This window comes from Campylobacter sp. CNRCH_2015_0814 (genome assembly GCF_025772765.1).
GTDB lineage: Bacteria > Campylobacterota > Campylobacteria > Campylobacterales > Campylobacteraceae > Campylobacter_D.
On the sequence record NZ_JAKMSR010000003.1, the window covers coordinates 96,994 to 122,653 of the forward strand.

Annotated in this window: 22 protein-coding genes, 1 tRNA gene and 1 pseudogene; 17 read left to right on the forward strand and 7 right to left on the reverse strand. The window is 30.1% G+C overall.

The annotated features are described in order from the left end of the window. Window positions 1-49 precede the first annotated feature (49 nt). The 4 genes from L8X24_RS02475 (at window position 50) to L8X24_RS02490 (ending at window position 4,338) form a co-directional block, all read left to right on the forward strand. Window positions 50-730, forward strand: coding sequence for a F0F1 ATP synthase subunit A (locus L8X24_RS02475; protein WP_263663460.1), 681 nt, complete (start codon window positions 50-52; stop codon window positions 728-730). A gap of 124 nt (window positions 731-854) precedes the next feature. Beyond that, window positions 855-2,273, forward strand: coding sequence for an Asp-tRNA(Asn)/Glu-tRNA(Gln) amidotransferase subunit GatB (gene gatB / locus L8X24_RS02480; protein WP_263663461.1), 1,419 nt, complete (start codon window positions 855-857; stop codon window positions 2,271-2,273). 2 nt (window positions 2,274-2,275) lie between these two features. Further along, window positions 2,276-3,178 carry an NAD(P)H-dependent glycerol-3-phosphate dehydrogenase gene (locus L8X24_RS02485; protein WP_263663462.1) on the forward strand — a complete coding sequence of 301 codons (903 nt, stop codon included), beginning with the start codon at window positions 2,276-2,278 and terminating at the stop codon, window positions 3,176-3,178. Continuing rightward, window positions 3,175-4,338: a metal-dependent hydrolase gene (locus tag L8X24_RS02490; RefSeq protein WP_263663463.1), complete on the forward strand. Its 1,164-nt coding sequence runs from the start codon at window positions 3,175-3,177 to the stop codon at window positions 4,336-4,338. Before L8X24_RS02485 ends, L8X24_RS02490 begins: the two co-directional genes overlap by 4 nt. 11 nt (window positions 4,339-4,349) lie before the next feature. Here the strand turns inward: L8X24_RS02490 and L8X24_RS07970 are convergent, their stop codons facing one another. The 5 genes and pseudogenes from L8X24_RS07970 to L8X24_RS02510 all read right to left on the reverse strand — a co-directional run bounded on the left by L8X24_RS07970 (window position 4,350) and on the right by L8X24_RS02510 (window position 6,598). Then, window positions 4,350-4,898 carry a methyl-accepting chemotaxis protein gene (locus L8X24_RS07970; protein ID WP_391527395.1) on the reverse strand — a complete coding sequence of 183 codons (549 nt, stop codon included), beginning with the start codon at window positions 4,896-4,898 and terminating at the stop codon, window positions 4,350-4,352. Beyond that, window positions 4,878-5,645, reverse strand: a pseudogene (locus L8X24_RS07975) (PAS domain-containing protein); the annotation flags it as partial. The gene L8X24_RS07970 and the pseudogene L8X24_RS07975, both read right to left, overlap by 21 nt. A gap of 65 nt (window positions 5,646-5,710) precedes the next feature. Continuing rightward, the gene (locus tag L8X24_RS02500) at window positions 5,711-6,145 is read right to left on the reverse strand and encodes a hypothetical protein (protein WP_263663465.1); all 435 of its coding nucleotides are present in this window, start codon (window positions 6,143-6,145) and stop codon (window positions 5,711-5,713) included. A gap of 18 nt (window positions 6,146-6,163) precedes the next feature. Beyond that, window positions 6,164-6,249 (reverse strand) — tRNA-Leu (locus L8X24_RS02505). A 25-nt stretch (window positions 6,250-6,274) separates the two neighbouring features. After that, a complete protein-coding gene (locus tag L8X24_RS02510; protein ID WP_012661906.1) occupies window positions 6,275-6,598 on the reverse strand; it encodes a F0F1 ATP synthase subunit C in 324 nt (107 codons plus the stop codon). Between the two features lie 197 nt (window positions 6,599-6,795). Between L8X24_RS02510 and L8X24_RS02515 the strand changes: the two genes are divergently transcribed. The 5 genes from L8X24_RS02515 to pckA are packed head-to-tail and all read left to right on the forward strand — an operon-like array spanning window position 6,796 to window position 14,267. Next, window positions 6,796-8,148 carry a sodium-dependent transporter gene (locus L8X24_RS02515; protein WP_263663467.1) on the forward strand — a complete coding sequence of 451 codons (1,353 nt, stop codon included), beginning with the start codon at window positions 6,796-6,798 and terminating at the stop codon, window positions 8,146-8,148. A 9-nt stretch (window positions 8,149-8,157) separates the two neighbouring features. Continuing rightward, on the forward strand, window positions 8,158-9,495 hold the full coding sequence (locus L8X24_RS02520) for a sodium-dependent transporter (protein ID WP_263663468.1): 1,338 nt from the start codon (window positions 8,158-8,160) through the stop codon (window positions 9,493-9,495). Window positions 9,496-9,504: 9 nt separating this feature from the next. Further along, entirely contained in the window at window positions 9,505-10,839 is a 1,335-nt protein-coding gene (locus tag L8X24_RS02525; protein WP_263663469.1) for a sodium-dependent transporter, read from the forward strand. Window positions 10,840-10,897: 58 nt separating this feature from the next. After that, complete coding sequence (locus tag L8X24_RS02530) at window positions 10,898-12,682, forward strand: biotin/lipoyl-containing protein (RefSeq protein ID WP_263663470.1); 1,785 nt, start codon at window positions 10,898-10,900, stop codon at window positions 12,680-12,682. A gap of 10 nt (window positions 12,683-12,692) precedes the next feature. After that, window positions 12,693-14,267: a phosphoenolpyruvate carboxykinase (ATP) gene (gene pckA, locus L8X24_RS02535; protein WP_263663471.1), complete on the forward strand. Its 1,575-nt coding sequence runs from the start codon at window positions 12,693-12,695 to the stop codon at window positions 14,265-14,267. 17 nt (window positions 14,268-14,284) lie between these two features. Here pckA and L8X24_RS02540 read toward each other — a convergent pair whose 3' ends face one another. Then, window positions 14,285-14,650, reverse strand: coding sequence for a histidine triad nucleotide-binding protein (locus L8X24_RS02540; protein ID WP_220555324.1), 366 nt, complete (start codon window positions 14,648-14,650; stop codon window positions 14,285-14,287). A gap of 84 nt (window positions 14,651-14,734) precedes the next feature. On the opposite strand from L8X24_RS02540, the gene pheS reads away from it, so the two are divergent. The 8 genes from pheS to efp are packed head-to-tail and all read left to right on the forward strand — an operon-like array spanning window position 14,735 to window position 24,579. Further along, a complete protein-coding gene (gene pheS, locus L8X24_RS02545) occupies window positions 14,735-15,727 on the forward strand; it encodes a phenylalanine--tRNA ligase subunit alpha (protein WP_263663472.1) in 993 nt (330 codons plus the stop codon). Further along, window positions 15,724-18,054: a phenylalanine--tRNA ligase subunit beta gene (gene pheT, locus L8X24_RS02550; RefSeq protein WP_263663473.1), complete on the forward strand. Its 2,331-nt coding sequence runs from the start codon at window positions 15,724-15,726 to the stop codon at window positions 18,052-18,054. Before pheS ends, pheT begins: the two co-directional genes overlap by 4 nt. Continuing rightward, window positions 18,051-19,337, forward strand: a complete 1,287-nt coding sequence (aroA, locus tag L8X24_RS02555) for a 3-phosphoshikimate 1-carboxyvinyltransferase (protein ID WP_263663474.1) — start codon at window positions 18,051-18,053, stop codon at window positions 19,335-19,337. The genes pheT and aroA overlap by 4 nt, the downstream gene beginning before the upstream one ends. Beyond that, window positions 19,327-20,163: a 4-hydroxy-3-methylbut-2-enyl diphosphate reductase gene (locus L8X24_RS02560; RefSeq protein WP_039668700.1), complete on the forward strand. Its 837-nt coding sequence runs from the start codon at window positions 19,327-19,329 to the stop codon at window positions 20,161-20,163. The genes aroA and L8X24_RS02560 overlap by 11 nt, the downstream gene beginning before the upstream one ends. Window positions 20,164-20,218: 55 nt before the next feature. Next, complete coding sequence (locus L8X24_RS02565) at window positions 20,219-21,886, forward strand: 30S ribosomal protein S1 (RefSeq protein WP_039618939.1); 1,668 nt, start codon at window positions 20,219-20,221, stop codon at window positions 21,884-21,886. 6 nt (window positions 21,887-21,892) lie between these two features. Next, window positions 21,893-22,372: a hypothetical protein gene (locus tag L8X24_RS02570; RefSeq protein WP_220555329.1), complete on the forward strand. Its 480-nt coding sequence runs from the start codon at window positions 21,893-21,895 to the stop codon at window positions 22,370-22,372. Beyond that, window positions 22,369-23,949 (forward strand): alpha-ketoglutarate reductase / D-3-phosphoglycerate dehydrogenase, encoded by a 1,581-nt coding sequence (locus L8X24_RS02575; RefSeq protein WP_039618935.1) that lies wholly within the window; start codon window positions 22,369-22,371, stop codon window positions 23,947-23,949. Before L8X24_RS02570 ends, L8X24_RS02575 begins: the two co-directional genes overlap by 4 nt. Window positions 23,950-24,009: 60 nt before the next feature. Then, window positions 24,010-24,579, forward strand: a complete 570-nt coding sequence (efp, locus tag L8X24_RS02580) for an elongation factor P (RefSeq protein WP_039618934.1) — start codon at window positions 24,010-24,012, stop codon at window positions 24,577-24,579. Window positions 24,580-24,597: 18 nt separating this feature from the next. Here efp and L8X24_RS02585 read toward each other — a convergent pair whose 3' ends face one another. Continuing rightward, window positions 24,598-25,644 (reverse strand): ABC transporter permease, encoded by a 1,047-nt coding sequence (locus L8X24_RS02585; RefSeq protein WP_412175322.1) that lies wholly within the window; start codon window positions 25,642-25,644, stop codon window positions 24,598-24,600. Window positions 25,645-25,660 lie beyond the last annotated feature (16 nt).

The window sequence follows — 25,660 nt, forward strand, 5'->3', positions numbered from 1 at the left end:
TTTTTTTATAATATTAGCTTTGAAATAATTATTCTGCTAAGGATTTTTAATGAAGGATTTATTTTTATTTAGTTCTTTTATAGATTCTAGTCACACTTTTGCTTACTTTTTTCATTTGGCTATAGTAGTTGTGATTTCTTTGGTTTTAGCAAAACTTGCTACAAGATCTATGCAAATTGTTCCAAGAGGAAGTCAAAATTTAGCTGAAGCCTATATGGAAGGTATTTTAAGTATGGGTAGAGACACCATGGGTAGTGATGAAGCTGCTAGAAAATATTTACCTTTGGTTGCAACTATAGGTTTTATGGTGTTTTTTAGTAATATTATAGGAATTATCCCAGGTTTTGAAGCTCCAAGTGCTAGTTTAAATTTTAGTGCTTCTTTAGCTATTATAGTATTTGTGTATTATCATTTTGAAGGCATTAGAACTCAAGGATTTTTTAAGTATTTTGCACATTTTATGGGACCTGTTAAAATTCTAGCACCTTTAATGTTTCCTATAGAAGTGGTTTCTCATTTTTCAAGAGTTATTTCTTTATCTTTCCGTTTATTTGGTAATATCAAAGGAGATGATTTATTCTTAGCAGTTATTTTAGCTCTTGTGCCTTGGGTTGCGCCATTGCCTGCTTATATGCTTTTAACTTTTATGGCATTTTTGCAATCTTTTATTTTTATGATTTTAACTTATGTTTATTTAGCGGGTGCAACTGTAGTTGATGAACATCATTAATTTTTAAAAAGCAAAAAATATTTTTTGCTTTTTTCTTTTTTATTATTCCTCTTTTATTCTTTTTTTAAACTCTTTTTGAAATAAAAAACGCTAGAATAAACAAAAAATTCTAAGGAAAATTTTAATGTTTGAAGTTGTTATAGGACTTGAAGTTCATGCACAATTAAATACCAAAACAAAAATCTTTTGTTCATGTGCAACTTCTTTTGGAGAAAAATCAAATACTAATGTATGCCCAACATGTTTAGCTTTACCAGGTGCTTTGCCTGTATTAAATCAAGAAGCAGTGAAAAAAGCTATAGCGTTTGGAAAAGCAGTTAATGCAACTATAAATAAAAAAAGTATTTTTAATAGAAAAAATTATTTTTATCCTGATTTACCAAAGGCTTATCAAATTTCGCAATTTGACATTCCTATAGTAGAAAATGGCGAGTTGTTTATTAATGTAAATGGAGAAAATAAACGCATAGGTATTACTAGAGCTCATTTAGAAGAAGATGCGGGGAAAAATATACATGAAAGTAATTTTTCAAAAGTAGATTTAAATAGAGCAGGTACACCTTTGCTTGAAATCGTTAGCGAGCCTGAACTTAGAAGTTCTGATGAAGCAGTGGCTTATTTGAAAAAGCTTCATTCTATTATAAGATTTTTAGATATTTCAGATGCAAATATGCAAGAAGGTAGTTTTAGATGTGATGCTAATGTTAGTATTCGTCCAAAGGGTGATGATAAGCTTTATACTAGAGTGGAGATTAAAAATTTAAATTCATTCCGTTTTATCCAAAAGGCGATTGAGTATGAAGTAAAACGCCAAAGTGAAGCTTGGGAAGATGGAAAATACGATCAAGAAGTTGTGCAAGAAACAAGATTATTTGATACGGTTAATTTAGTTACTAGAAGTATGAGAGGCAAGGAAGATTCTGCTGAATATAGATATTTTCCTGATCCTGATCTTTTACCTGTAATTTTAGATGATGAAATGCTAAGTCAAGATATACCTGAACTTCCTGATGAGAAAAAAGCTAGATTTGTTAGTGAGTTAGGTATTAAAGAAAGCGATAGTGAAGTGATTGTTTCTTCATTAGAGCTTTGTAGATATTTTGAGTATTTAATTGATCAAAAATTAAATCCAAAACTTTGTGTTACTTGGCTTACGACCGAGTTAATGGGACTTTTAAAAGGTGAATTAACTATAGAAAACTCACCTATAAAACAAGAAAAATTAGCTGTTTTAATCAAACGTATAGAAGAAGGTGTTATTAGTGCTAAAGCAGGTAAGGATATTTTAGCTTATGTGTTTGAAAATACAGAAGTTGAAATTGATAATGCTATTGAAAAACTTGGTTTAAAACAAGTAAGCGATGATGGTGCTATTGAAAAGATTGTTGATGAAATTTTAGCAAACAATGAAGATAAAGTAGCTGAATATAAAAGTGGTAAAGATAAACTTTTTGGTTTCTTTGTTGGTCAAGCAATGAAAGCAGGCAAGGGTGCGTTTAATCCTGCTAAGGTAAATGAAATTTTAAAAGCAAAACTTGGTTAAATATGAAAATAGCAGTTATTGGTGCAGGAAAATGGGGAAGTGCTTTATATGATGCATTGAGTGTTAAAAATGAATGCGTGATAACTTCTTTTCACGAAAAAGATCTTTCTTATTTTGTTAGCACCAAAGAAGCTTTAGGGTATGAATATTTGGTTTTTGCTTTATATGCTCAAGGAATACATGAGTGGCTTGTAAATAATTTTAAAGATTTAAATCAAAAAATTCTTGTAGCTTCTAAGGGCATTGATTGCAAAAGTTTAAAATTTATGGATGAGGTTTTTGGTGAGTTCATAAGTAGTGATAGACTTTGTTTTTTAAGTGGACCTTCTTTTGCAAGCGAAGTGCTAGAAAAAAAACCTTGTGCTTTGGTTATTAGTGGTAAAAATCAAGAACTTTGTAATCAATTTGCGAGTTTTTTTCCAAACTATATTAAAACCTATACAAGTTCTGATGTTAAAGGTGTTGAAATTTGTGGTGCTTATAAGAATGTTTTAGCAATTGCAAGCGGAGTTTGCGATGGCTTAAATTTAGGCAATAATGCAAGAGCTTCTTTAGTCTCAAGAGGTTTAGTAGAAATGCACCGTTTTGGGCAGTTTTTTAGTGCTAAAGAGGAAACATTTTTAGGACTTAGTGGGGCTGGAGATTTATTTTTAACAGCTTCAAGCAATCTATCAAGAAATTATAGAGTAGGTTTGAGTTTGGCTAGTGGCAAAAATATAAAAGATATTTTAATGGAGCTTGGAGAGGTAGCCGAAGGAGTGCAAACTGCTTATGCTATACATGCCTTATCAAAGCAATTTCAAATTTATACCCCGATTGTCAATGAAGTGGTTTTAATGCTAGAGGGTAAAAATGCTTGGGAATCTTTGAAAGATTTGATGTCATCAAAGGAGGAAATATCATGATTATCAAAAATGCAAAAATTTATGGTGAACAAGTACTTGATCTTAAAATAGAAGATGGAAAAATCACTCAAATTGCCAATGATTTAAATAATGATGAGTATATTGTTGATATAAAAGGCAAAACTTTGCTTCCTTCGTTTATTGATTTAAATGTTAGTTTGCTTGATAATGAATTTAGTATAGATAAATTATATGATCTTGAAAAAGCATGCTTAAAAGGCGGGGTAGGGACTATTGTTTTAAAAGATAGTTTAGAAGCTAACACTCAAGGCTATGCACTTTATTTTGATAAATTAAAATCTTTAGATATTAATGTTTTACCTACTATTAATGTATTGGATAAAACAGAAAAATTAAAAAATATCGCCACCTTAATTGATATGGGTGCAAAAGGCTTGGAACTTTCAAGTACTTTAGGTGCAAATTATTTAAGACAGTGCATGCAATATGCTAATATGAAATCAACTCCGGTGTTTTTAAAGTGTTTTGATGAGAGTTTTGATGATCATGGGGTGATGAATGATGGGCAAACAAGTTTTGAATTAGGACTTATAGGAATTAGTGATATAGCTGAGACTAGTGAAGTAGCAAAAATGAAAGAATTAGTGGAGTTTTATAAAAACAAAGCTTGTTTTAACTCTTTAGCAATTACAAGATCATTTGAATTACTACATGATCAATATAGTGAAATTTCAATCCATCATTTAATCAAAGATGAAAACGCTTGTGAAAATTTCAATACTCAAGCAAAAATTTTACCTCCACTAAGAGCAAAAAATGAATTAATAGGTCTTAAAAAATTACTTCAAGATAAAAAAATTACTTTCTTAAGCTCTTTGCATACTCCTAGCACTAAAAAAGATTTAGCTTTTGATGAAGCAGACTTTGGAATTAATGCCATAGCTATGTATATGAGTTTATGTTTTACATATTTAGTAAAAGAAGGTATTTTAACTTGGAAAGAATTATGTGATTTTACAAGCTATAATCAAGCGCAATTTTTAGGATTAAACAAAGGTAAAATAGAACTTGGTTTTGATGCTGATTTGGTTGTATTTGAAGAAAATCTTTCTTTTAAAGGGGAGGGTTTATATGCAAATGATACCTTGCAAGGTAAGGTAGAAAAAAGCTTTATAGCAGGAAAAGTTTTTAGCTTTTAAGCTAAAAACTCTTATTTATTTTGCATAGCTTGTGCTACTTGAGCTGAGCTATTTCTAATTTTTTCCATACATTCTCTAGCTTCTTTGGCTAAATCCACACTTTGATTTACACCACTTAAACCATCTTTAATACTTTGTACCACTTCAGCTGTTACATTTCTAATAGAATTAATGGTAGTAGTAATTTCATTTACTGAATGTCCAGTTCTTTCAGCTAGATTTCTAACTTCATCAGCAACCACAGCAAAACCACGTCCATGTTCTCCAGCACGCGCTGCTTCTATGGCAGCATTTAGTGCTAAAAGATTAGTTTGATCAGCTATATCACTAATAGTTTGAATGATATTTTTGATTTCTTCTGATTGCTCATTTAGCGATGAAACTAAATTACTACTATTATTCATCATATCAGCAATGCCTTGAATATTTTGAACCGTATTTTCTATAACACTATCACCTTCTTGAGTTAAATTATCATTTTGTTCTGCTAGCTCGCTAATGAGTTTTAGTTTTTCCTCATCTCTTACAACTTGCTCGGTAATATCTGTTGCAAATTTAATAACTTTATAAATTTCTCCATCATCATTTTTGATAGGATTATAGCTTGCTTCTAGGTGGATTAGTTTATTGTTTTTACCAAAGCGTATAAATTTTCCTGATTGGAATTTACCACTTCTTAATTCTTCCCAAAAAATTGTATATTCTTTTGAGTTTCTAAACTTTTCTTCGCAAAACATACTATGGTGTTTTCCTTTGATTTCATTTAGTGAATAACCCATAGTTTGAGTGAAGTTTTCATTAGCATTTAAAATCTCTCCATAAGGATTAAATTCAATAATAGCCATAGAACGATTAGCTGCATCTATGGTGTTTTTTAAATCAAGCATTTCATAGTGCCTTTGAGTAATGTCATTGGCGAATTTAATAACCTTGTATACTTTGTTATTTTGATCTAAAATAGGAAGATAATTAGCTTCAAGATAAATGTCTTTTCCACCTTTTGCGATGCGTCTAAAAAGACCATTTCTTGATTTACCATCTTTTAAATCTCTCCAAAAATCAACATAGCGTTGAGACTTTACTACTTCAGGTAAGCAAAACATACTATGGTGTTTTCCTTTAATTTCATCTAGAGAGTAATTCATAGTTTTTAGAAAATTTTCATTAGCGCTAATGATGGTCCCATCTGTTTGAAATTCTATCATCGCCATAGTTTTGCTAATAGCATTAAGTATATCTTGAAAAGCTTGATTAGATTGTTCTAATTGAATAATTTGCTCATTGATTTTTTTCTTATTGACAAACATGAATTTCCTTTATAAAAATAGCTTAAAATTATAAAGTGTTTTTTGAAATAAATAATTTGTTTGTGTTAGTTTTTTGTTAAATTAGAAAATTTTTCTTGCAAAGAAGTTCTGATTGAATCATTAATCTCATCACTATTCTTTAAGTATTGTTCATTAAGCTTTTCGAGCTCTTTTAAAAAGTCAAAAAGAGCTTCTTCCCACAAAGCATTGCTTTTTTTACTTAAATTCATAGTTTGAATATGGTTAAGCTTTCTGCTCATATCGCTTAAATTTTCCAAAAATTCATCTTTATTATTTTCATTTTGAAGTGTAAAAGTGTTTTGTAAAAGATTGTTTTTGATATTTCTTATTTCTTCGTTAATAAGATCACAAAACTCAGGATAAATATCATTTTTAATGGGTTCAAGTAAGGCTTGCTCATCTAATTTTAGTGTATATTTTTTAATAGCAAAAAAAAGAATTAAAAAAGCTATTGCACTAATTAAGAGATAAAAAACCATTTTTTAAAATTCCTTAAATGGTGCGGTTAGCGAGATTTGAACTCGCACACGCTGAGCGCACCACCCCCTCAAGATGGCGTGTCTACCAGTTCCACCATAACCGCATAAAGCCCTAAAAAGGGCTTTAAATTAAGCTGCTACTAATGCTTGGAATGGATTAGCATAAAGAGCGATAAGAGCAATAACAAGTGCATAGATAACTTGAGCTTCAATCATCGCTAAAGCAATAAACATAGTAGTCATTAATTTACCACCAAGACCAGGGTTTCTAGCAGTACCTGCTATAGTTGCTGCCGCAGTATTACCCATACCAATAGCACCACCTAAAGCTGCAACGCCAAGTCCTAAACCTGCTGCTAAGATAGAAAAAGAAGCTAACCATTGATTCATAGAGCCTTCAGCAGCGAATGCAAAACCACTTAAAGCTAGCATTAAAAATACGATTTTTTTCATAGTATTCCCTCGATATAAAATTTAAATCCTTTCGGCTTGCGTATCCCTACTCGTGATTTATAAAAGCGAAATTATATATTAATATAGCTTTAAAATTATTGAAATTTAAATTAATAAGCATATTTTAAAATAAATTAAAGTTTTTTTTAGCTACATTAAATGTTTTTTATGTGTTTATAAAATTTAAGGTTATTTTTATGAATGATAAATTTTCTAAAATAGGCTTTGTATTAGCAGTGGCAGGCTCAGCTGTTGGGCTTGGAAATGCTTGGAAATTTCCAACTTTAGTAGGACAAAATGGAGGCTCAGCTTTTGTACTTTTGTATTTATTTTTGACTTTGGGTGTAGGTTTTGTGATATTTTTAGCAGAACTTAGCATAGGAAAACTTAGTGAAAAAGATCCTGTAAATGCTTATTATACTTTAGCACCAAAACACAAAAGAGCTTGGTCTATAGTCGGTTTTTCTTTAATAGGCGCTATTTTGATTGTTTCTTTTTATAGTGTGATTATAGGATGGATTGTGAAGTATGCTTATTTTGGATTTTTTCCTTTACCAAAAAACATAGAAGAAAGTGGCGCTATTTTTGGAAATTTACTTTCTAATGATGTTTTATCTCAATTTGTATGTTTTACTTTTGTATTTATAGTTATTTTTTATGTAGTATCAAAAGGTGTTAAAAGTGGTATAGAAAAACTCAATGTTTGGATGATGCCAAGTTTATTTGTACTACTTATTTTAATGCTTGGATATTCTTTTAGTATGGATGGTTTTTCTAAGGCGAGTGAATTTTTGTTTTCTCCTGATTTTTCCAAGCTTGGTGTAGGGGCGTTTTTGAGTGCTTTAGGACTTGCTTGCTTTTCTTTATCTATTGGAGTGGGTTCGATTATAACTTATTCTGCAAGTTTGCCTGATAAAACAAATTTTATTACAAGTACTATTAATATTATTATTATTAATATTATCATTGGTATTATGATGGGACTTATTGTATTTACTTTCATATTTGAATTTAATGGCAATCCAGCTCAGCAAGGTCCAGGTTTGATTTTTGTATCTTTAATGAGTTTGTTTTCAAATATTGATCCAATTGGCTTTTTACCTTTGGGAAATATTTTAGCCATAGCCTTTTTTATAGCTTTATTTTTTGCAGGGATTACTTCGGCAGTTTCCATGATAGAACCTTTAACCTTTTATTTAATTAATTCTTATAATTTTACAAGAAAAAAAGCTTTGATTTTTATAGCTTTCATTGTGTATTTTTTGGGAAGTTTGTGTATTTTATCAGGAATTGAGTGGAGTAAAGATTCTTTGGAATTTTTTGGAAAAAGTTTTTTTGATATATTAGATTTTATAGCTTCAAATTTAATGATGCCTTTGGGCGGGTTATTTGGTGCAATCTTTGTAGGCTTTGTACTTAAAAAAGAAGCTTTGCAAACTTTATTTTATCCTTATATGAGGGGTAAATACTTTGAGTGCTGGTATTTTTTTGTAAGATATATTTCACCTTTGGCGGTGATTTTAATCATGATAAAACAATTATTTTTTTAAGGTTAAAAGATGAATGAAAAATTTTCTAAAATAGGTTTTGTATTAGCAGTGGCAGGTTCAGCCGTTGGGCTTGGAAATGCTTGGAAATTTCCAACTTTAGTGGGTAACAATGGCGGTTCAGCTTTTGTAGTGGTGTATTTGCTTTTAACCTTAGGTGTGGCTTTTGTGATATTTTTAGCAGAACTTAGCATAGGAAAACTTAGTGAAAAAGACCCTGTAAATGCTTATTATACTTTAGCACCAAAAAATAAAAAGGCATGGTCACTAGCGGGATTTTTTATGCTCGGTGCTATTATTTTAGTGTCTTTTTATAGTGTTGTGATAGGTTGGATAGCAAAATATGCTTATTTTGGGTTTTTTGAACTACCTAAAGATACAAATGAAGCAGGCGCTATTTTTGGAAATTTACTTTCTAATGATGTTTTATCTCAATTTATATGTTTTACTTTTGTATTTATAGTTATTTTTTATGTAGTATCAAAAGGTGTTAAAAGTGGTATAGAAAAACTTAATGTTTGGATGATGCCAAGTTTATTTATACTACTTATTTTAATGCTCGGGTATTCTTTTAGTATGGATGGTTTTTCTAAAGCGAGTGAGTTTTTGTTTGTACCTGATTTTTCAAAATTAAGTGTTAATTCTATATTAGATGCACTAGGGCTTGCATTTTTTAGTATGTCTTTGGGTGTTTGTGTGATTTTAACTTACGCAGCAAGCTTGCCCGATAAAACAAATTTTATAAGTAGTGCTTTAAATATTATCATCATTAATACTATCATTGGCTTAATGATGGGGCTTATTGTATTTACTTTTATATTTGAATTTGGGGCTGATCCTACCCAACAAGGTCCAGGGCTTATATTTATATCATTAACAACACTTTTTGCAAAATTAGGATTTTTGGGAAATATTTTAGCCATAGCCTTTTTTATCGCATTGTTTTTTGCAGGGATTACTTCGGCTATTTCCATGATAGAACCTTTTACTTTTTATCTTATAAATCGTTATCAAATTTCAAGAAAGAAAGCTTTGGTTTTTGTAGGTGTGATTGTTTATTTTCTTGGAAGTTTATCTATACTTTCTTTTTATCATGTAAGCGCACCAAGTTTAAATTTCTTTGGAAAAAGTTTTTTTGATATTTTAGACTTTTTCATACAAAATTTATTAATGCCAATTTCTGCTTTAATTACAGCATTTTTTGTAGGTTTTGTGCTTAAAAAAGAAGCTTTGCAAATTTTATTTCAACCATTTATGCGTGGGGTATATTTTGAAATTTGGTATATCTTTTTAAGATATATTTCTCCATTAGCAGTGATTTTAATCATGGCCAGACAGCTTTTTTTCTAAGGCATTAAAATGAATGATAAATTTTCTAAAATAGGCTTTGTATTAGCCGTTGCAGGTGGGGCTATAGGGCTTGGAAATGCTTGGAAATTTCCAACCTTAGTAGGGCAAAATGGTGGTTTTGCTTTTGTGCTTTTGTATTTGCTTTTGACTATTAGCGTGGGATTTTGTGTATTTTTAGCTGAAATTGCTATGGGAAGATTAAGTCAAAGTGATCCTGTAAATGCTTATAAAAGTTTAGCAACCAAGTATGCTCAAAAATGGAAATTTGCGGGATTTTTTATGCTTGGTGGAATTTTTGTATTATCTTTTTATCTTGTTATTATGGGTTGGGTTTTAAAATACATGATAACTTCGATTTATTATTTGCCTAGTAATACCCAAGAGGCAGGAGCTTTGTTTGGAAATTTAATACAAAATAGTATTTTAGAAAGTAGTTTGTATTTTTTAATTGCTTTTTTTCTTACCTTGTTTGTTGTCTCAAGAGGGGTTAAAAGTGGTATAGAAAAACTAAATGTTTGGATCATGCCAAGTTTATTTATCATGCTTGTATTAATGCTAGTGTATTGCTTTTTTCAAGATGGTTTTAAAGAAGCTTTTGTTTATTTGTTTTATCCTGACTTTACTAAACTTAATCTAAACTCTGTTTTAACAGCTTTAGGCCTTGCTTTTTTTACCTTATGTTTAGGTATAGGTTGTATTACTACTTACGCAGCTTCATTAAAAGATGATACAAATTTAATCACAAGTTCAGCCATAATTGTGCTTTTAAATATCAGCATAGGCTTAATGATGGGGCTTATTGTATTTACTTTTATATTTAAATTTAATGCCAATCCCGCAGAAGGTGCTGGACTTGTATTTATATCTTTAACGACTTTATTTTCCAACTTAGGTGCTATCTTTGGGCATTTTTTAGCCTTTTATTTTTTCTTGGCTTTGTTTTTTGCAGGGATTACTTCAGCAGTTTCTATGATAGAACCTTTTACTTTTTATCTTGTGAATGAATATAAAATTTCAAGAAAAAAAGCTTTGGTTTTTATAGGTTTTGTGGTTTTTCTTTTAGGGATGAGTTGTATTTTATCTTTTAGTGCTAGTTATGGGGCTAGTTTTAGTTTTTTTGGTTTTAGTTTTTTTGATATTTTGGATAAATTAACTTCTAATTTTATGCTCCCACTTGGAGCTATTGCTAGTGCTATTTTTGTAGGATTTTTTGTAGATAAAATGAAAATGTATAATTTGTTTTCTAAATTTATGAGTAAAAGTATTTTTGAAATATGGTATTTTTTACTCAGATTTGTTGCGCCTGTTGCGATTATTATCATTATGTTAAACCAAATTTTATAAATTTATTTTTTAAGAAAGTAAGGTTATAATTGCAAAGATGCAAAAATAAGGAAAAATTATGGCTAAAAAATTAATTGATGTGATGGATACCACATTTAGAGATGGTTTTCAATCTGTTTATGGTGCTAGAGTTTTGATGAATGACTTTTTTCCTGCCTTAGAAGCAGCTAAAGAAGCAGATATTAAGCATTTTGAATTTGGTGGTGGAGCTAGGTTTCAAAGCTTATTTTTTTATTTAAATGAAAATGCCTTTGAAATGATGGATAAATTTAGAGCCATCGTTGGAAAAGAAGCAAATTTGCAAACCCTTGCAAGAGGGGTTAATACTGTAGCGCTTGATACAGGTAGTAAAGAAATTATTGATTTACATGCAAAAATGTTTGCAAAACATGGCACAACCACCATAAGAAATTTTGATGCATTAAATGATGTAAATAATTTGAAATTTAGTGGAGAATGTATAGTTAAGCATGGTTTAAAACATGAAATTACTATTACTTTAATGGATTTGCCTCCAAAATGTAAAGGTGCGCATGATGTACCTTTTTATGAAAGAATTTTAAAAGAAATCCTACAAGCGCAAATTCCTTTTGATAGTATTTGTTTTAAAGATGCAAGTGGAACTTCAAATCCAAATAAAATTTATGAAGTTATTAAAATGGCTAGAAAAAACTTGCCTGAAAATATGCATATAAGGTTACATACGCATGAAACTGCAGGGGTAAGCATAGCATGCTATTTAGCAGCTTTAGAAGCAGGTGTTGATGGTATAGATTTAGCTGCAGCTCCTGTTAGTGGTGGTACAAGCCAACCTGATATTTTAACCATGCTTCATGCTTTAAAGGGAAGCAATTTTGATCTTGGTTTGGATGAAGAAAAAATTTTAAAATATGAAGAAGTGTTAAAAGATTGTTTAAAAGATTATTTTCTACCACCTGAAGCAACAGCGGTAAATCCTTTAATACCTTTTTCACCTATGCCAGGTGGAGCATTAACTGCTAATACACAAATGATGAGAGATAATAATATTTTAGATAAATTTCCTCAAGTTATAAAAGCCATGCAAGGAGTGGTAGAAAAAGGTGGTTATGGTACTTCGGTTACTCCTGTATCGCAATTTTATTTTCAACAAGCTTTTAATAATGTAATGTTTGGACCTTGGAAAAAAATAGCAGATGGGTATGGTAAGATGGTTTTAGGATATTTTGGAAAAACTCCCGTTGTTCCAGATCCTGAAGTAATTAAGCTTGCAAGCGAGCAATTAAAATTAGAACCAACTACAAAATTAGCTACAGATATCGCTGATGCAGATGAGAGTAAAAGTATAGCTTATATTAAAAACTTATTGGAAAAAGAAAATTTAGAAACAAGTGAAGAAAATATTTTTATCGTTGCAGCTTGTAAAGAAAAAGGTATAGCTTTCTTAAAAGGTGAAGCTAAGGTTAATGTTAGAAAAAATAACAAATTAAAACCAAGTCTTATCAATGAAAATCAATTTACCGTTTCAGTTAATGGTAATAAATATCATGTGGAAGTAAGTGCAGGTTTTGATAGAGATGTTAATGTTAAAAGTGTTGTCAAGGTAAATTCAGATAAAACAGAAGTGAAAAAGGCACAAGTAGATGACAGTGCTAATGCCATCGTTGCGAGTATGAATGCAAATGTATTTAAAATTTTAGTAAAAGAAAATGACAGTGTTAAAGCAGGTCAAGTTGTAGCTGTGCTTGAAGCTATGAAAATGGAGATTGAAGTTAGTGCAAGTAAAGATGGAGAAATTGCAGAACTTTTAGTAAATGCTGGTGAGAGTGTAAGTGAAGGCCAGGTTTTAATGACTTATAAATAAGGAGGCAAAAATGATAGGTTTAGAAAATTTAGGTTTAGAAAATATTGGGCAAATTTTTCATAATCTTAGTTATGATGAGCTTTTAAAACATGAAAAAAATAACAATGAAGGTGTATGTACTAAAAATGGTACCTTTAGTGTGGATACGGGAATTTTTACCGGAAGAAGTCCTAAGGATAAATATTTTGTAAAACAAGATCCTTCACAAAAATATATTGCTTGGGGTAAGATTAACCAACCTATTAGCGAGGAATTATTTGAAAAACTTTTAGCAAAAGCTAAAAAGCAGCTTAGTAATAGTGATATTTATATCCAAGATGCATATTGTGGTGCTTCGTTAAAAAGTCGCAAAGCTGTGCGTTTTGTAACACAAATTGCTTGGCAAGCGCATTTTGTAAAAAATATGTTTATTCGTCCAAAAGAAGAAGAGCTTGGTGAGTTTAAACCTGATTTTGTGGTGTATAATGCTTGCAAATGTGTGAATGAAGACTATGAAAAAGATGGTTTAAATTCAGAAGTTTTTGTCATTTTTAACATAGAAAAAAATATAGCAGTAATTGGTGGGACTTGGTATGGCGGAGAGATGAAAAAAGGAATTTTTTCTATGATGAATTACTGGCTTCCGCTAGAAAATAAACTTCCTATGCATTGTAGTGCTAATGTTGGAGAAAAAGGTGATGTGGCGCTTTTCTTTGGACTTAGCGGTACAGGTAAAACTACTCTTTCAACTGATCCAAAAAGAAAATTAATAGGCGATGATGAGCATGGTTGGGATGATGAGGGCGTGTTTAATTTTGAAGGAGGTTGTTATGCAAAATGTATTAACCTTGACCCTCAAAGTGAGCCAGAAATTTATGGAGCTATAAAGCAAAATGCACTTTTAGAAAATGTAGTTTTAAAAGATGATTTAAGTGTTGATTTCAATGATGGTTCTAAAACTGAAAATACTAGAGTTTCTTATCCGATAGAACATATTTTAAATCACGAGCCAAGTCTTAGCGCAGGTCATCCTAGTAATATCATTTTCCTTTCAGCGGATGCTTTTGGCGTTTTACCTCCGGTTAGTAAACTTAGTAAAGAACAAGCAATGTATTATTTTCTAAGTGGTTATACTGCTAAAGTAGCAGGAACTGAAAGAGGTATTACTGAGCCCGTTGCGACTTTTTCGGCTTGTTTTGGGGAAGTATTTTTACCATTACATCCAACTGTTTATGCAAAACTTTTGGGCGAAAAAATCAGCAAGCATAATGTGAATGTTTATTTGGTAAATACCGGTTGGAGCGGTGGAGCTTATGGTGTAGGTAAAAGAATGAGTATTAAAGCTACTAGAGCTTGCATTAATGCGATTTTAGATGGTAGCATACAAAATTGTGAGTTTGAAAACTATGATTTATTTAATCTTGCAGTTCCAAAAGAATTAGCAGGTGTAGAAAGTAAGCTATTAAATCCTATTAATACTTGGGAGGATAAAAAAGCTTATGAAGAAACTAAATTAAAGCTTGCGAAAATGTTTATAGAAAATTTCAAACGCTATGAAGATGTAAAAGAAGGAGCAGAATTTAAATTAGCTGGTCCTGCTATCTAAAAAGAGTTAAGCTCTTTTTAGAATAGTGATTCAGGATTGATTTGGGTTTCTTTATTTTTTGGAAGCTCAAATCCACCTAACATATGAAAATGCAAATGAAAAACTTCTTGTCCGCTATTTTTTCCACAATTTGTGATTAATCTGTACCCACTTTTATCAAGTCCTAAAAGAGTAGCTAGTTCTTGAATGAATTGTGTCATTTCACTCATTAATTCAGGTCTTAATTCTTGAAAGTTTTCAAAATGCTCTTTTGGAATGATTAAAATATGAATAGGTGCTTTAGGATTAATATCATGAAAAGCTAAAAATTTTTCACTTTCTAAAACTTTATTAGCAGGGATTTTTCCTTCTATGATTAGTTCAAATACGGTTTTTTCTCTCATTTAATAGTCCTTTTTTTGTTATTTTTGCTAATTTTAAATAATTTTACATTAGAATGTTTAAAAAAAATTTAGTTGGAGCTAAAATTGCAAGATATGATAGAAAAAATTGCTTCTGCAAGTACTTTAGCAGAACTTGAAAATATAAAAGTAAGTGTTTTAGGAAAAAAAGGTATTTTGACTTTGGAATTTGCAAAGTTAAAAGATTTGCAAGGTGAAGAAAAAAAAGAATTTGCTAATGGTTTAAATAAAGCAAGAGATGAATTTAATGAAGCTTATCAAGTAAAATTAAAAGAATTGGAAGAAAAAGTTTTAAATGAAAAAATGAAACAAGATGTGCAAGATTTTAGCTTTTTTGATGAAACTTCAAATGCAGGTGCTTTGCACCCAATCATGCAAACTATGGATAAAATCATAGAATATTTTACAGCTTTAAATTTCAGCATAGAAAAAGGGCCTTTGATTGAGGATGATTTTCATAATTTTGAAGCATTAAATTTACCACAAAATCATCCCGCAAGAGATATGCAAGATACTTTTTATTTTGAAGATAAAACCTTGCTTAGATCCCAAACTTCTCCAGTTCAAATTAGAACTATGCTATCTCAAAAACCACCTATTAGAATGATAGCACCAGGTGCAGTTTTTAGAAGAGACTTTGATATTACCCATACACCTATGTTTCATCAAGTGGAAGGACTTGTGGTAGAAGAGGGCGATAAGGTAAATTTTGCAAATTTAAAAGATATGCTAGAACATTTTTTAAAACATATGTTTGGTGATGTAAAAGTGCGTTTTAGACCTAGCTTTTTTCCTTTTACAGAGCCATCTGCTGAAGTAGATATTTCTTGTGTATTTTGTAAAGGTTGTGGATGTAGGGTTTGTAAGCAAACAGGATGGCTTGAAGTTTTAGGATGCGGTGTTGTTGATCCTAATGTTTATAAATTTGTTGGTTATAAAAATGTAAGTGGCTATGCTTTTGGTTTGGGTGTGGAGCGTTTTGCTATGCTTTTACATAAAATTCCTGATTTGCGTTCTATGTTTGAAGGTGATTTAAGATTATTGGAGCAATTTAGATGATTATTAGTAGAAATTGGTTAAATGAATGGATTGATTTAAGTGAAATATCAACGCAAACTATAGTAAATACTTTAAATTCTATAGGATTAGAAGTTGATAGTTTCAAAAGTGTCAAAGCTCCCCAAAAAGTTGTAATAGGTAAGGTTTTAGAAAAAGTTAAACATGAAAATTCAGATAAATTGAATATTTGCAAAGTAGATGTTGGGAATGAAATTTTACAAATTGTTTGTGGTGCAAAAAATGTTAATAAAGATCAATTTGTAGCCGTATCTTTAGTGGGTGCAGTGCTTCCAAATGGACTTGAGATAAAACCTGCAAAACTTAGAGGTGTTGAATCTATGGGTATGATTTGCTCTTCTAGTGAGCTTGGTTTTGGAAAAAGCAATGAAGGCATTATGGTTTTAGATGAAAGCATGGGGGAATTAGTTCTAGGAAAAGCTTTAAATGATTATGAACTTTTTAATGATGAATTAATTGAAATTGAACTTACTCCAAATCGCGGAGATTGTTTGAGCTTATATGGTGTTGCTAGAGATTTAAGTGCAGCACTTGACTTAAATTTAAAAGAATTAAATCCTTTAAAAGAAAGTGAAAATAGCGTAGGTATAGGAAGAATACTAAGTGTTAAAAATCAGAGTGATGTTGAAGGCTTTTTTGCTTATAAAGCATTAGAGATTAAAGAAGAATTTAAGCTAAATATTACGATACAAATTCGCCTTGCCTTGATTGAAGCATATAAAAATAATAACATAGAAAATCTTTTAACATATGCAACTCATGCAAGTGGAGTGATTTTTTGTGCTTATGATTTTCATAAACTTTGTCAAGATTGTCAAATCGATGAAAAGATTGTTTTAGAAATTAAAACTCAAGAACATGGAGAATATGGAGTTTATTATAAAGATGAGTTGATTGCTTTAGCGGGTATAGAGCAAGAAGATAAATTTAAAATTAATGATGAGAGCAAAATCATCATTATAGAAGCAAGTTATACTCATCCTCAAACTATAGCAAATGCAATGGCCTTTTATAAAAAGAAAAATGACACTATATATCGTTCTTTAAGAGGTAGTGAGCCTAAGCTTTCTTTGGGAATGGAGTATTTATTTAATGAGTGCTTGAAAATTAGTGCGATGAGTGTTTTTTCTGGAAGTCAACAAGTTTTTAAAGAAAATGAAGCAAATATTATTGGTATTTTTGGTGCAGAGATTGATAAAATCATTGGTATGCCTATAGATAAAAATAATTTAGTAAAAATTCTTAAAAAACTAGGCTTTGAAATAAGTGTAGTAAATGATGAGCAATTTAATATCAAAATCCCACTTCATCGCAGTGATATAGCAAATATAGCTGATATTAGTGAAGAGATAGTAAGAATTGTTGGCATTGATAATATCCCATCAAAAGCTTTAGAATTTAAAGAAAAAAATCGCCTAAATCAAGTATATTTTGATTATCAAGAGCTTAAAAATTTAAGATTAAAAGCAAGTAGTAATGGATATTTTGAAAGTGTGCATTATGTTTTAGATAATGAAGAAGAATTAAGTCAATTAGGATTTAAATGCATTAAAAATAAGCTTATTAATCCTATCACCAATGAACTTAATACTTTAAGAAGCACTTTGATAAATCACCTTTTAAATGCAGCAAGCTTTAATCTAAGAAATTCAAAAAAGAAAATCAAACTTTTTGAATGTGGTAGTGTTTTTGATGAGTTTTCAAATGAGCATGCTAAATTTGCGATGATCTTTAGTGGCTACAAAGAAGAAGCTAAAATCACAAATAAGGCCAAGCCTGTTTTGGTAGATTTTTATACTTTTTTAGCAGAATTAAAAAGCATTATAGGTGATTTTAGTTTGCAAAAATCAGAATATGTATTTTTAAGCCCATATGAGCAAGCAAATGTATATAAAAATGGTAAGCGTATAGGGTTTATAGGTAGAGTGCATTTAAGTATAGAAAATAAAAGAGATTTGGTTAAAACTTATATTTGTGAGCTTGATTTAGAAGGCTTAAAACAAGACTTTAAAACCGCTAAAGCTTATTCTAAATTTCCATCTATGAGCAGGGACTTAAGTATAGTTATACCTAAGGGTTTTGAATATGAAAAAATCAAACATACCATTGCTAAATTAGATATTGAAAGATTAGAAAGTTTTAGAGTAGTAGATTTATATACAGATGAGAATTTAGGCGATTTTTATAGCTTGACTATTAATTTGGTATTTAGAGATTTTGAAAAAACCTTAGAAGATAATATTATCCTTGAATATATTGATAAAATCATCAAAGCTTTAGATGATGAACATGGTTTAAAACTTCGATGAAAATCAGTCCTATTAGTTCTTTTACAGCAGAGCTTGAAGATATAGCTTCTGATAAGTCTATATCTCATCGCTTTGCTATCTTTTCTTTGCTTACCCAAGGAACTTGCAAAATTAAAAATTATTTAAAAGCCCAAGATGCTTTACATACTTTAGCAATCATTCAAGCCTTGGGAGCTGAGGTTGAAGAAAATGATGGATTAATTTGCATTAAAGCTCCAAAATATATAAAATCTCCAAATTGTGTTTTAGATTGTGGCAATTCAGGTACAGCTATGAGACTTTTAATAGGTCTTTTAAGCGCTATTGAAGATGAAATTTTTGTACTTAGTGGGGATTGTTATTTAAATGCTAGGCCGATGAGACGTGTAAGTGAGCCTTTGATGAGTTTAGGGGCTAAAATTTATGGAAGAGCTAATGCAAATTTAGCACCTATTTGTATACAAGGAGCTAAGTTGGATGGTTTTGATTTTAGTAGTAATATTGCTTCAGCTCAGGTAAAATCAGCTTTAATCTTAGCAGCTTTATTTGCCAAAAAAGAAAGTTATTTTAAAGAAATTGAGCTTTCAAGAGATCATAGTGAGATTATACTTAATAAAATGGGAGCTTGTATTGAATATTTAAATGAGGAAAAAACTTTTATCAAAATCAATCCTTTAAAAGAAAAATTAAAAGCATTTGAAGTATGTGTACCAAATGATCCATCATCGGCCTTTTATTTTGCTTTAGCTGCTTGTATTTTACCTCATTCAAAAGTAGTTTTAAAAAATGTTTTGTTAAATAAAACACGCATTGAAGCCTTTAAAATTTTAGAAAAAATGGGTGTAAAAATCACCTATAATATTACCAATGAAGATTTTGAAAGTATTGGAGAAATTTATGTTGAAAGTGCGCCCTTAAAGGCAGTAAGTGTGAGTGAAAATATCGCATGGTTGATTGATGAAATTCCAGCTTTGGCCATAGCTTTTGCTTGCGCAAAAGGAAAAAGCATTATAAAAAATGCTAAAGAATTACGCGTAAAAGAAAGTGATAGAATCAAATCAATTGTATTAAATTTGCAAAAATGTGGCATAAAAGTAAAAGAATTAGAAGATGGTTTTGAAGTAGAAGGTGGCGAAGTTAAAAGTGCTAAAATAAAAAGCTTTGGAGATCATAGAATTGCGATGAGTTTTTTAATTTTAGGTTTAAGATGTGGAATGGAAGTAGATGATAGTGAATGCATTAAAACTTCTTTTCCAAATTTTATTGAGATTTTAAAGCAAATAGGAGCTAAAATTGGAGATTGAACTAGCAAAAAGCTATGGATTTTGTTTTGGGGTAAAAAGAGCTATTAAAAAGGCTGAACAGATTAAAGATGCAGCTACCATAGGCCCTTTAATCCATAATAATGAAGAAATCACAAGACTTTGGAAAAATTATAATGTTAAAACATTAAACGATATCAATGAATTAAGCACAGAAAAAAAAGCTATCATTAGAACCCATGGTATTACAAAGCAAGATTTGGAAAAATTAAAGCAAAAAGATATAGAAATTTTTGATGCAACTTGTCCTTTTGTGACTAAACCTCAAAAAATTTGCGAGCAAATGAGCAATGAAGGTTATGAAGTTGTGATTTTTGGAGATGAAAATCATCCTGAAGTAAAAGGGGTTAGAAGTTATGTAAGCACTAAAGCTTATGTGGTTCTTGATGAAAAAGAATTATTTGATATTAAATTGCCTTCTAAAATTGCAGTGGTATCACAAACTACAAAAAAGATAGAAAAATTTATGGAAATTGTAAATTATTTAATGCTTAGGGTTAAGGAAGTGCGCGTTTTTAATACCATATGTGATGCGACTTTTAAAAACCAAGAAGCAATCAATGAGCTTGCAAAAAAAAGTGATGTAATGATAATAGTTGGAGGAAAAAATTCAGCTAATACTAAGCAACTTTTTTTAATAGCAAAAAATTACTGCGAGGATAGCTACTTAATCGAAAATGAAAAAGAAATTCAAAAAGAATGGTTTAGCGGTAAAGAAAAATGCGGTATTAGCGCAGGTGCTTCTACGCCTGATTGGGTGATTGACTTGGTTTTGGAAAAAATCAAAGAATACACCAAAATTAACTAAGTTTAAAGAAAACAATACTATAATCAAGAATTAAAATTTAAAACAAAGGACCACGATGAGCGAGGTGAACAAAAAAGTTCAAAACAGACTAGAGGATATTATTATAGAAGAAGATTTTGAGCAAATGCTTGAAGAATCTTTCAAGTCTGATGAGGAGGCAACTACACAGGGTATAATTGTCGCGATTAAAGGCGATGAGGTATTTGTAAATGTAGGGCAAAAATCAGAAGGTATTTTGGCAATAGAAGAAATTCAAAACGACAAAGGCGAATTTATCTTCAAAGAAGGCGATACATTAGAAGTTGCTATAGTGGGTTCTCGCGGTGGCAGATCTTTACTTTCTCATAAAAAAGCTTTAAGAAAGCAAAAAGTTAAAGAATTTATTGATAATTATAAAGATGATGAAAGTATGTTTGATGTAAAAATCATTGGTAAAAATAGAGGCGGTTTTGTAGCTGTGGATGAAAATGGAGTAGAATTTTTCTTACCAAAATCACAAAGTAGTTTTAAAGATTCAAATAACATCATCAATAAAACTTTCAAAGTTAAAATCATCAAAATAGATAAAGAAGCTCAAAGTATAGTAGTTTCTAGAAAAAAAATAGTAGATGAAGAAAGAAAAAAACGCAAAGAGATTATCTCAAATGTGTTAAATCAAGAAGAAATCATAGAAGGTATTGTTAAAAAAATCACCACCTATGGTATGTTTGTTGATGTAGGCGGTGTTGATGGTTTGGTTCACTATAGTGAAATTTCTTATAAAGGACCGGTAAATCCTAGTTCATTATATAATGAGGGTGATAAGGTTCCTGTAAAAGTGATTAAATATGATAAAGATAAAAAACATCTTTCTTTATCTATCAAACTTGCTATGCCTGATCCTTGGGATGAAATTAAAGATGGTTTAGAGGTTGGTGACACTATTAAGGTTACGGTTTCAAATATAGAGCCATATGGTGCTTTTGTTGATTTGGGAAATGATATAGAAGGATTTTTACATATAAGTGAAATTTCTTGGGATAAAAATGCTAAAAATCCAAAAGATTATATTAGCGAAGGCCAAGAGCTTGATGTGGAAGTAATTGAGATTAATGCTAAAGAAAGAAGACTTAGAGTTTCTTTAAAAAATTTATTAGCAAAACCTTTTGATGAGTTTTTAAAATCACATAAGGTAGGTGATGTGGTAAAAGGTAGTGTTACTTCTGTGACTAATTTTGGTGCCTTTGTAAAAATTGCAAACTTAGAAGGTTTGTTGCATAATGAAGATGCTTCATGGAATAGAAACGATAAATGCAAAGATATGTATAAAGTTGGTGATGTTATAGAAGTTAAAATCATCAAGCTTGACAAAGAAAATCAAAAAATTTCTTTAAGTACTAAAGAATTGCAAAAAAGTCCTGTGCAAGTTTATGCTCAAAAACACCAAGTAAATGATATTATCTCAGGAAAAATTAGAGATATTAAGGATTTTGGAGTTTTTGTTGAGCTTGAAGAGGGCGTTGATGCACTAATTCACAAAGAAGATTTGGGTAATATTGATTTTTCAAGTTTAAAAGTAGGCGATACAATAGAAGCTTTAATTGTTTTCATTGATGAAAAGAAAAATAGAATTCGTTTAAGCGTAAAAAGTCTTGCAAGAATGAAAGAAAGAGAAGCGTTAAATGAAATCAATGATAATGATAAAGTAACTTTAGGTGATATTATCAAAGATCAACTTTCATAATAACAAATGAAAAAATATACCCTTTATGGTATTTTAGGCTTTTTAAGCCTAGTTTTGATTGTTGCTTTTGTTTTTATGGTGAGATATGTAAGTGTTGGAAATTTACCTATCTCACAAAATGTTAAATATTCTTTTGATGAAATAAAAAAAGAATTGCCACAAACTTGGCAAGATAAACTTTCAAATCTTAAAGTTAATGATTTTTCTCCAGCAGCGAATGAATTTTATATGAGTTTTAATATGGATGATTCTGTAGTAAAACCAAAACAAAAATTCTATATGCTCGATGTAAATAAAAACGATGTTTATTCTATGTTTTGTTTAAAGCAAACTTTGCATTCTTTTTTTATCAAATACACTTTAACACAAAGTAAAGATGAAGTGGCAATTTATTTAGATACAAATAATGAAAAAGTTTTAAACGCACTGATCGACAAATTAAAAATTTACAACATAAATGCAAAATTAAAGGAGGTTTGGTTATGAAAAAAATTATTGTATGTGATGCAATATTAGACAAGGGTGTGGAGCTTTTAAGAAAAGCTGATGATGTAGAACTTATTGAAGCAGCGCATTTACCTAAAGATGAGCTTTTAACAAAATTAAGTGATGTGGATGTAGCTATTACTAGAAGTTCAACAGATGTGGATTTGAAATTTATCAATGCATGTTCTAATTTAAAAGCTTTAGTTAGAGCAGGCGTTGGAGTTGATAATGTTGATATAGATGAATGTTCTAAAAAAGGCATTATAGTTATGAATGTGCCAACGGCTAATACCATAGCAGCAGTTGAACTTACTATGAATCACCTATTATGCTCTGCAAGATCTTTTGTAAATGCTCATAATTTTTTAAAAATACAAAGAAGATGGGAAAGAGAAAAATGGTATGGTGTTGAACTTATGAACAAAACTTTAGGGGTTATAGGTTTTGGTAATATAGGTTCAAGAGTAGCTGTACGCGCAAAAGCTTTTGGTATGAAAGTTATAGCTTATGATCCTTATGTGGTAGCTTCTAAAATGACTGATTTGGGTATTGAGTGCGTGAATTCTTTAGATACAATTTTAACTCAAAGTGATTTTATTACTATACATACACCAAAAACAAAAGAAACAACAGATATGATTTCTTTTGAAGAAATTTCTAAAATGAAAGATGGCGTAAGATTGATAAATTGTGCTAGAGGTGGTCTTTATAATGAAGATGCTTTGTGTGAAGGATTAAAAAGTGGTAAAATAGCTTGGCTTGGTATCGATGTGTTTAATAAAGAACCTGCAACTAATCATCCATTTTTAGACTTTGAAAATGTTTCTGTTACTTCTCATCTTGGTGCAAATACCTTAGAAAGTCAAGAAAATATAGCTATCCAAGCATGTGAGCAAGCTTTAAATGCCGCAAGAGGAATTTCTTATCCTAATGCTTTAAATTTACCAATTAAAACTGAAGATTTGCCAAGTTTTGTAGCACCTTATATTGAGCTTATTTCTAAAATGGGCTTTTTGGCTGCTCAGCTTGATAAAACTCCTATTAAAGCTATTAAACTTGAAAGTGAAGGACAAATTAGTGAGTATAATGAGTCTTTGCTAACTTTTGCAACAGTGAGTGTTTTAAGAGGAATTTTAGGTGAAAATATTAATTATATTAACGCACATTTTGTAGCTAAAGACAAGGGTGTGGAACTTTCTTCTTGTATTTTACCAAGTAGTGGTTATAGTAACAAAATCACCATAAAGGTAATTACAGATAATTCTAACCTTTCTATCTCAGGGACTATTTTTGGTGAAAATGAACAAAGGATAGTAGAGTTAAATGGTTTTGATGTAGATTTTAAACCAAAAGGGAAAATGATAATTTTAAATAACAATGATATACCAGGAGTTATTGCTAATGTTAGCGGAATTTTAGCTAAAAATAATGTCAATATAGCTGATTTTAGACTTGGTAGAAATGGTTTTGGAAAAGCTTTAGCTGTGATTTTGCTTGATGCAAAAATTTCAAAAGCTTTACTTGAGGAATTAAGGGCAGTTGATGCTTGTATTTTTGCAGAATATGCAGAAATTTAAGGCTTTTTATAAGCCTTAATTGTTACAATTATTTTTTAATTTTAAAATTAAGGAAAATATATGGCTTCTTATGGAATGGGAGATTTAAAAAAAGGTTTAAAAATAGAAATTGATGGTATTCCTTTTAAAATCGTAGAATATCAACACGTAAAACCAGGAAAAGGTCCTGCTTTTGTACGTATTAAAATTAAATCTTTTATCGATGGTAAGGTTTTAGAAAAAACTTTCCATGCAGGAGATAAATGTGAATCTCCAAATTTAGAAGAAAAACAAATGCAATATCTATATGATGATGGTGAAAATTGTCAATTTATGGATACTCAAACTTATGAGCAAGTTGCAATTAGTGATGAAGATGTGGGTGAAGCTAAAAAATGGATGCTTGATGGAACCATGGTGGATGTTTTATTTCACAATGGAAAAGCAATTGGTGTGGAAGTACCTCAAGTAATGGAGCTTAAAATTATCGAAACAGCACCAAATTTCAAAGGTGATACTCAAGGTTCAAACAAAAAACCAGCTACTTTAGAAACAGGTGCAGTAGTGCAAATTCCTTTCCATGTATTAGAAGGGGAAGTAATTCGCGTTGATACTGTGCGTGGAGAATATATAGAAAGAGCAAATAAATAAAAGCCTTTTTTAAGGCTTTTAGCTTCTTTTTTTGTAACTTATTATAGCAAAACAGTTGAATATAATCGCAAATATACCAAGTATTATAAAATTAGAATATAAATTTGTTATATCAACTTCTTTTAGAAAAATCATTCTTAAAGATTCTATAAAGTATTTTAATGGATTTAGATGGCTTAAAGCATAAGCCCACTTTGGCATAGAAAGTATAGAAGTAAAAAGGCCACTCATTAATATAAAAATCATCATGAAGAAAAAAATTACAAACATAGCTTGTGCTATGGTATTAGAATAGTTAGAAATGATAATCCCAAATCCAGAAATAGCCAAAATATAAATAAACACCACAGCACATAGTAACAACACATTACTCTTAGGATACAAATCATAAACAAAAAATGAAACCAAAAGACATATGCTAAAGGCAACTATACCAATTATCCAGTACATAATGAGCTTGGCTAGTATAAAATTAAATTTAGAAATAGGACTAACATTTATTTGTTCAATATTTCCCTTTTCTTTTTCACTTACAATGTTAATTGCGGGTAAAAAACCACAAAGTAAAGTGAGTACTATAGTGCTTAAAGCAGGAATCATATAATGTTGGTAATTAAGATTTGGATTAAATTTGAAATTGCTTAAGATATTAATTTTGTCTTGTTTGAAATTTAAGCTTGAAGCGATGATTTTATTTATATATATTAAGCTTATATTTGCTTTTACTCCATTTATAGCATTAATATAAAGAGATAAACTTAATTTGTTTTCTTTGAAAAAATCGCGCTCAAAATTTGAGTTAAATTCTAATATTGCATCACAAATGTTGTTTTCTATACATTTTTTAGCATCTTGGTACGTGGAAAATGTGTATATTTTGTCAAAATATTTGTTATTAGCAATAGTATTTATTATATTTTTAGTACTCTGGCTTTTATCCCAGTCAATTGCTGCTATATTGATATTTTTAACTTCAAGATTTGTTGCCCATGGCATAATAAGTATTAAAACTAAAGGGTAAATCAAAACCAATCGTGGTAAAAATTTATTACGTTTAAATTGCAAAAATTCCTTTTTTAAT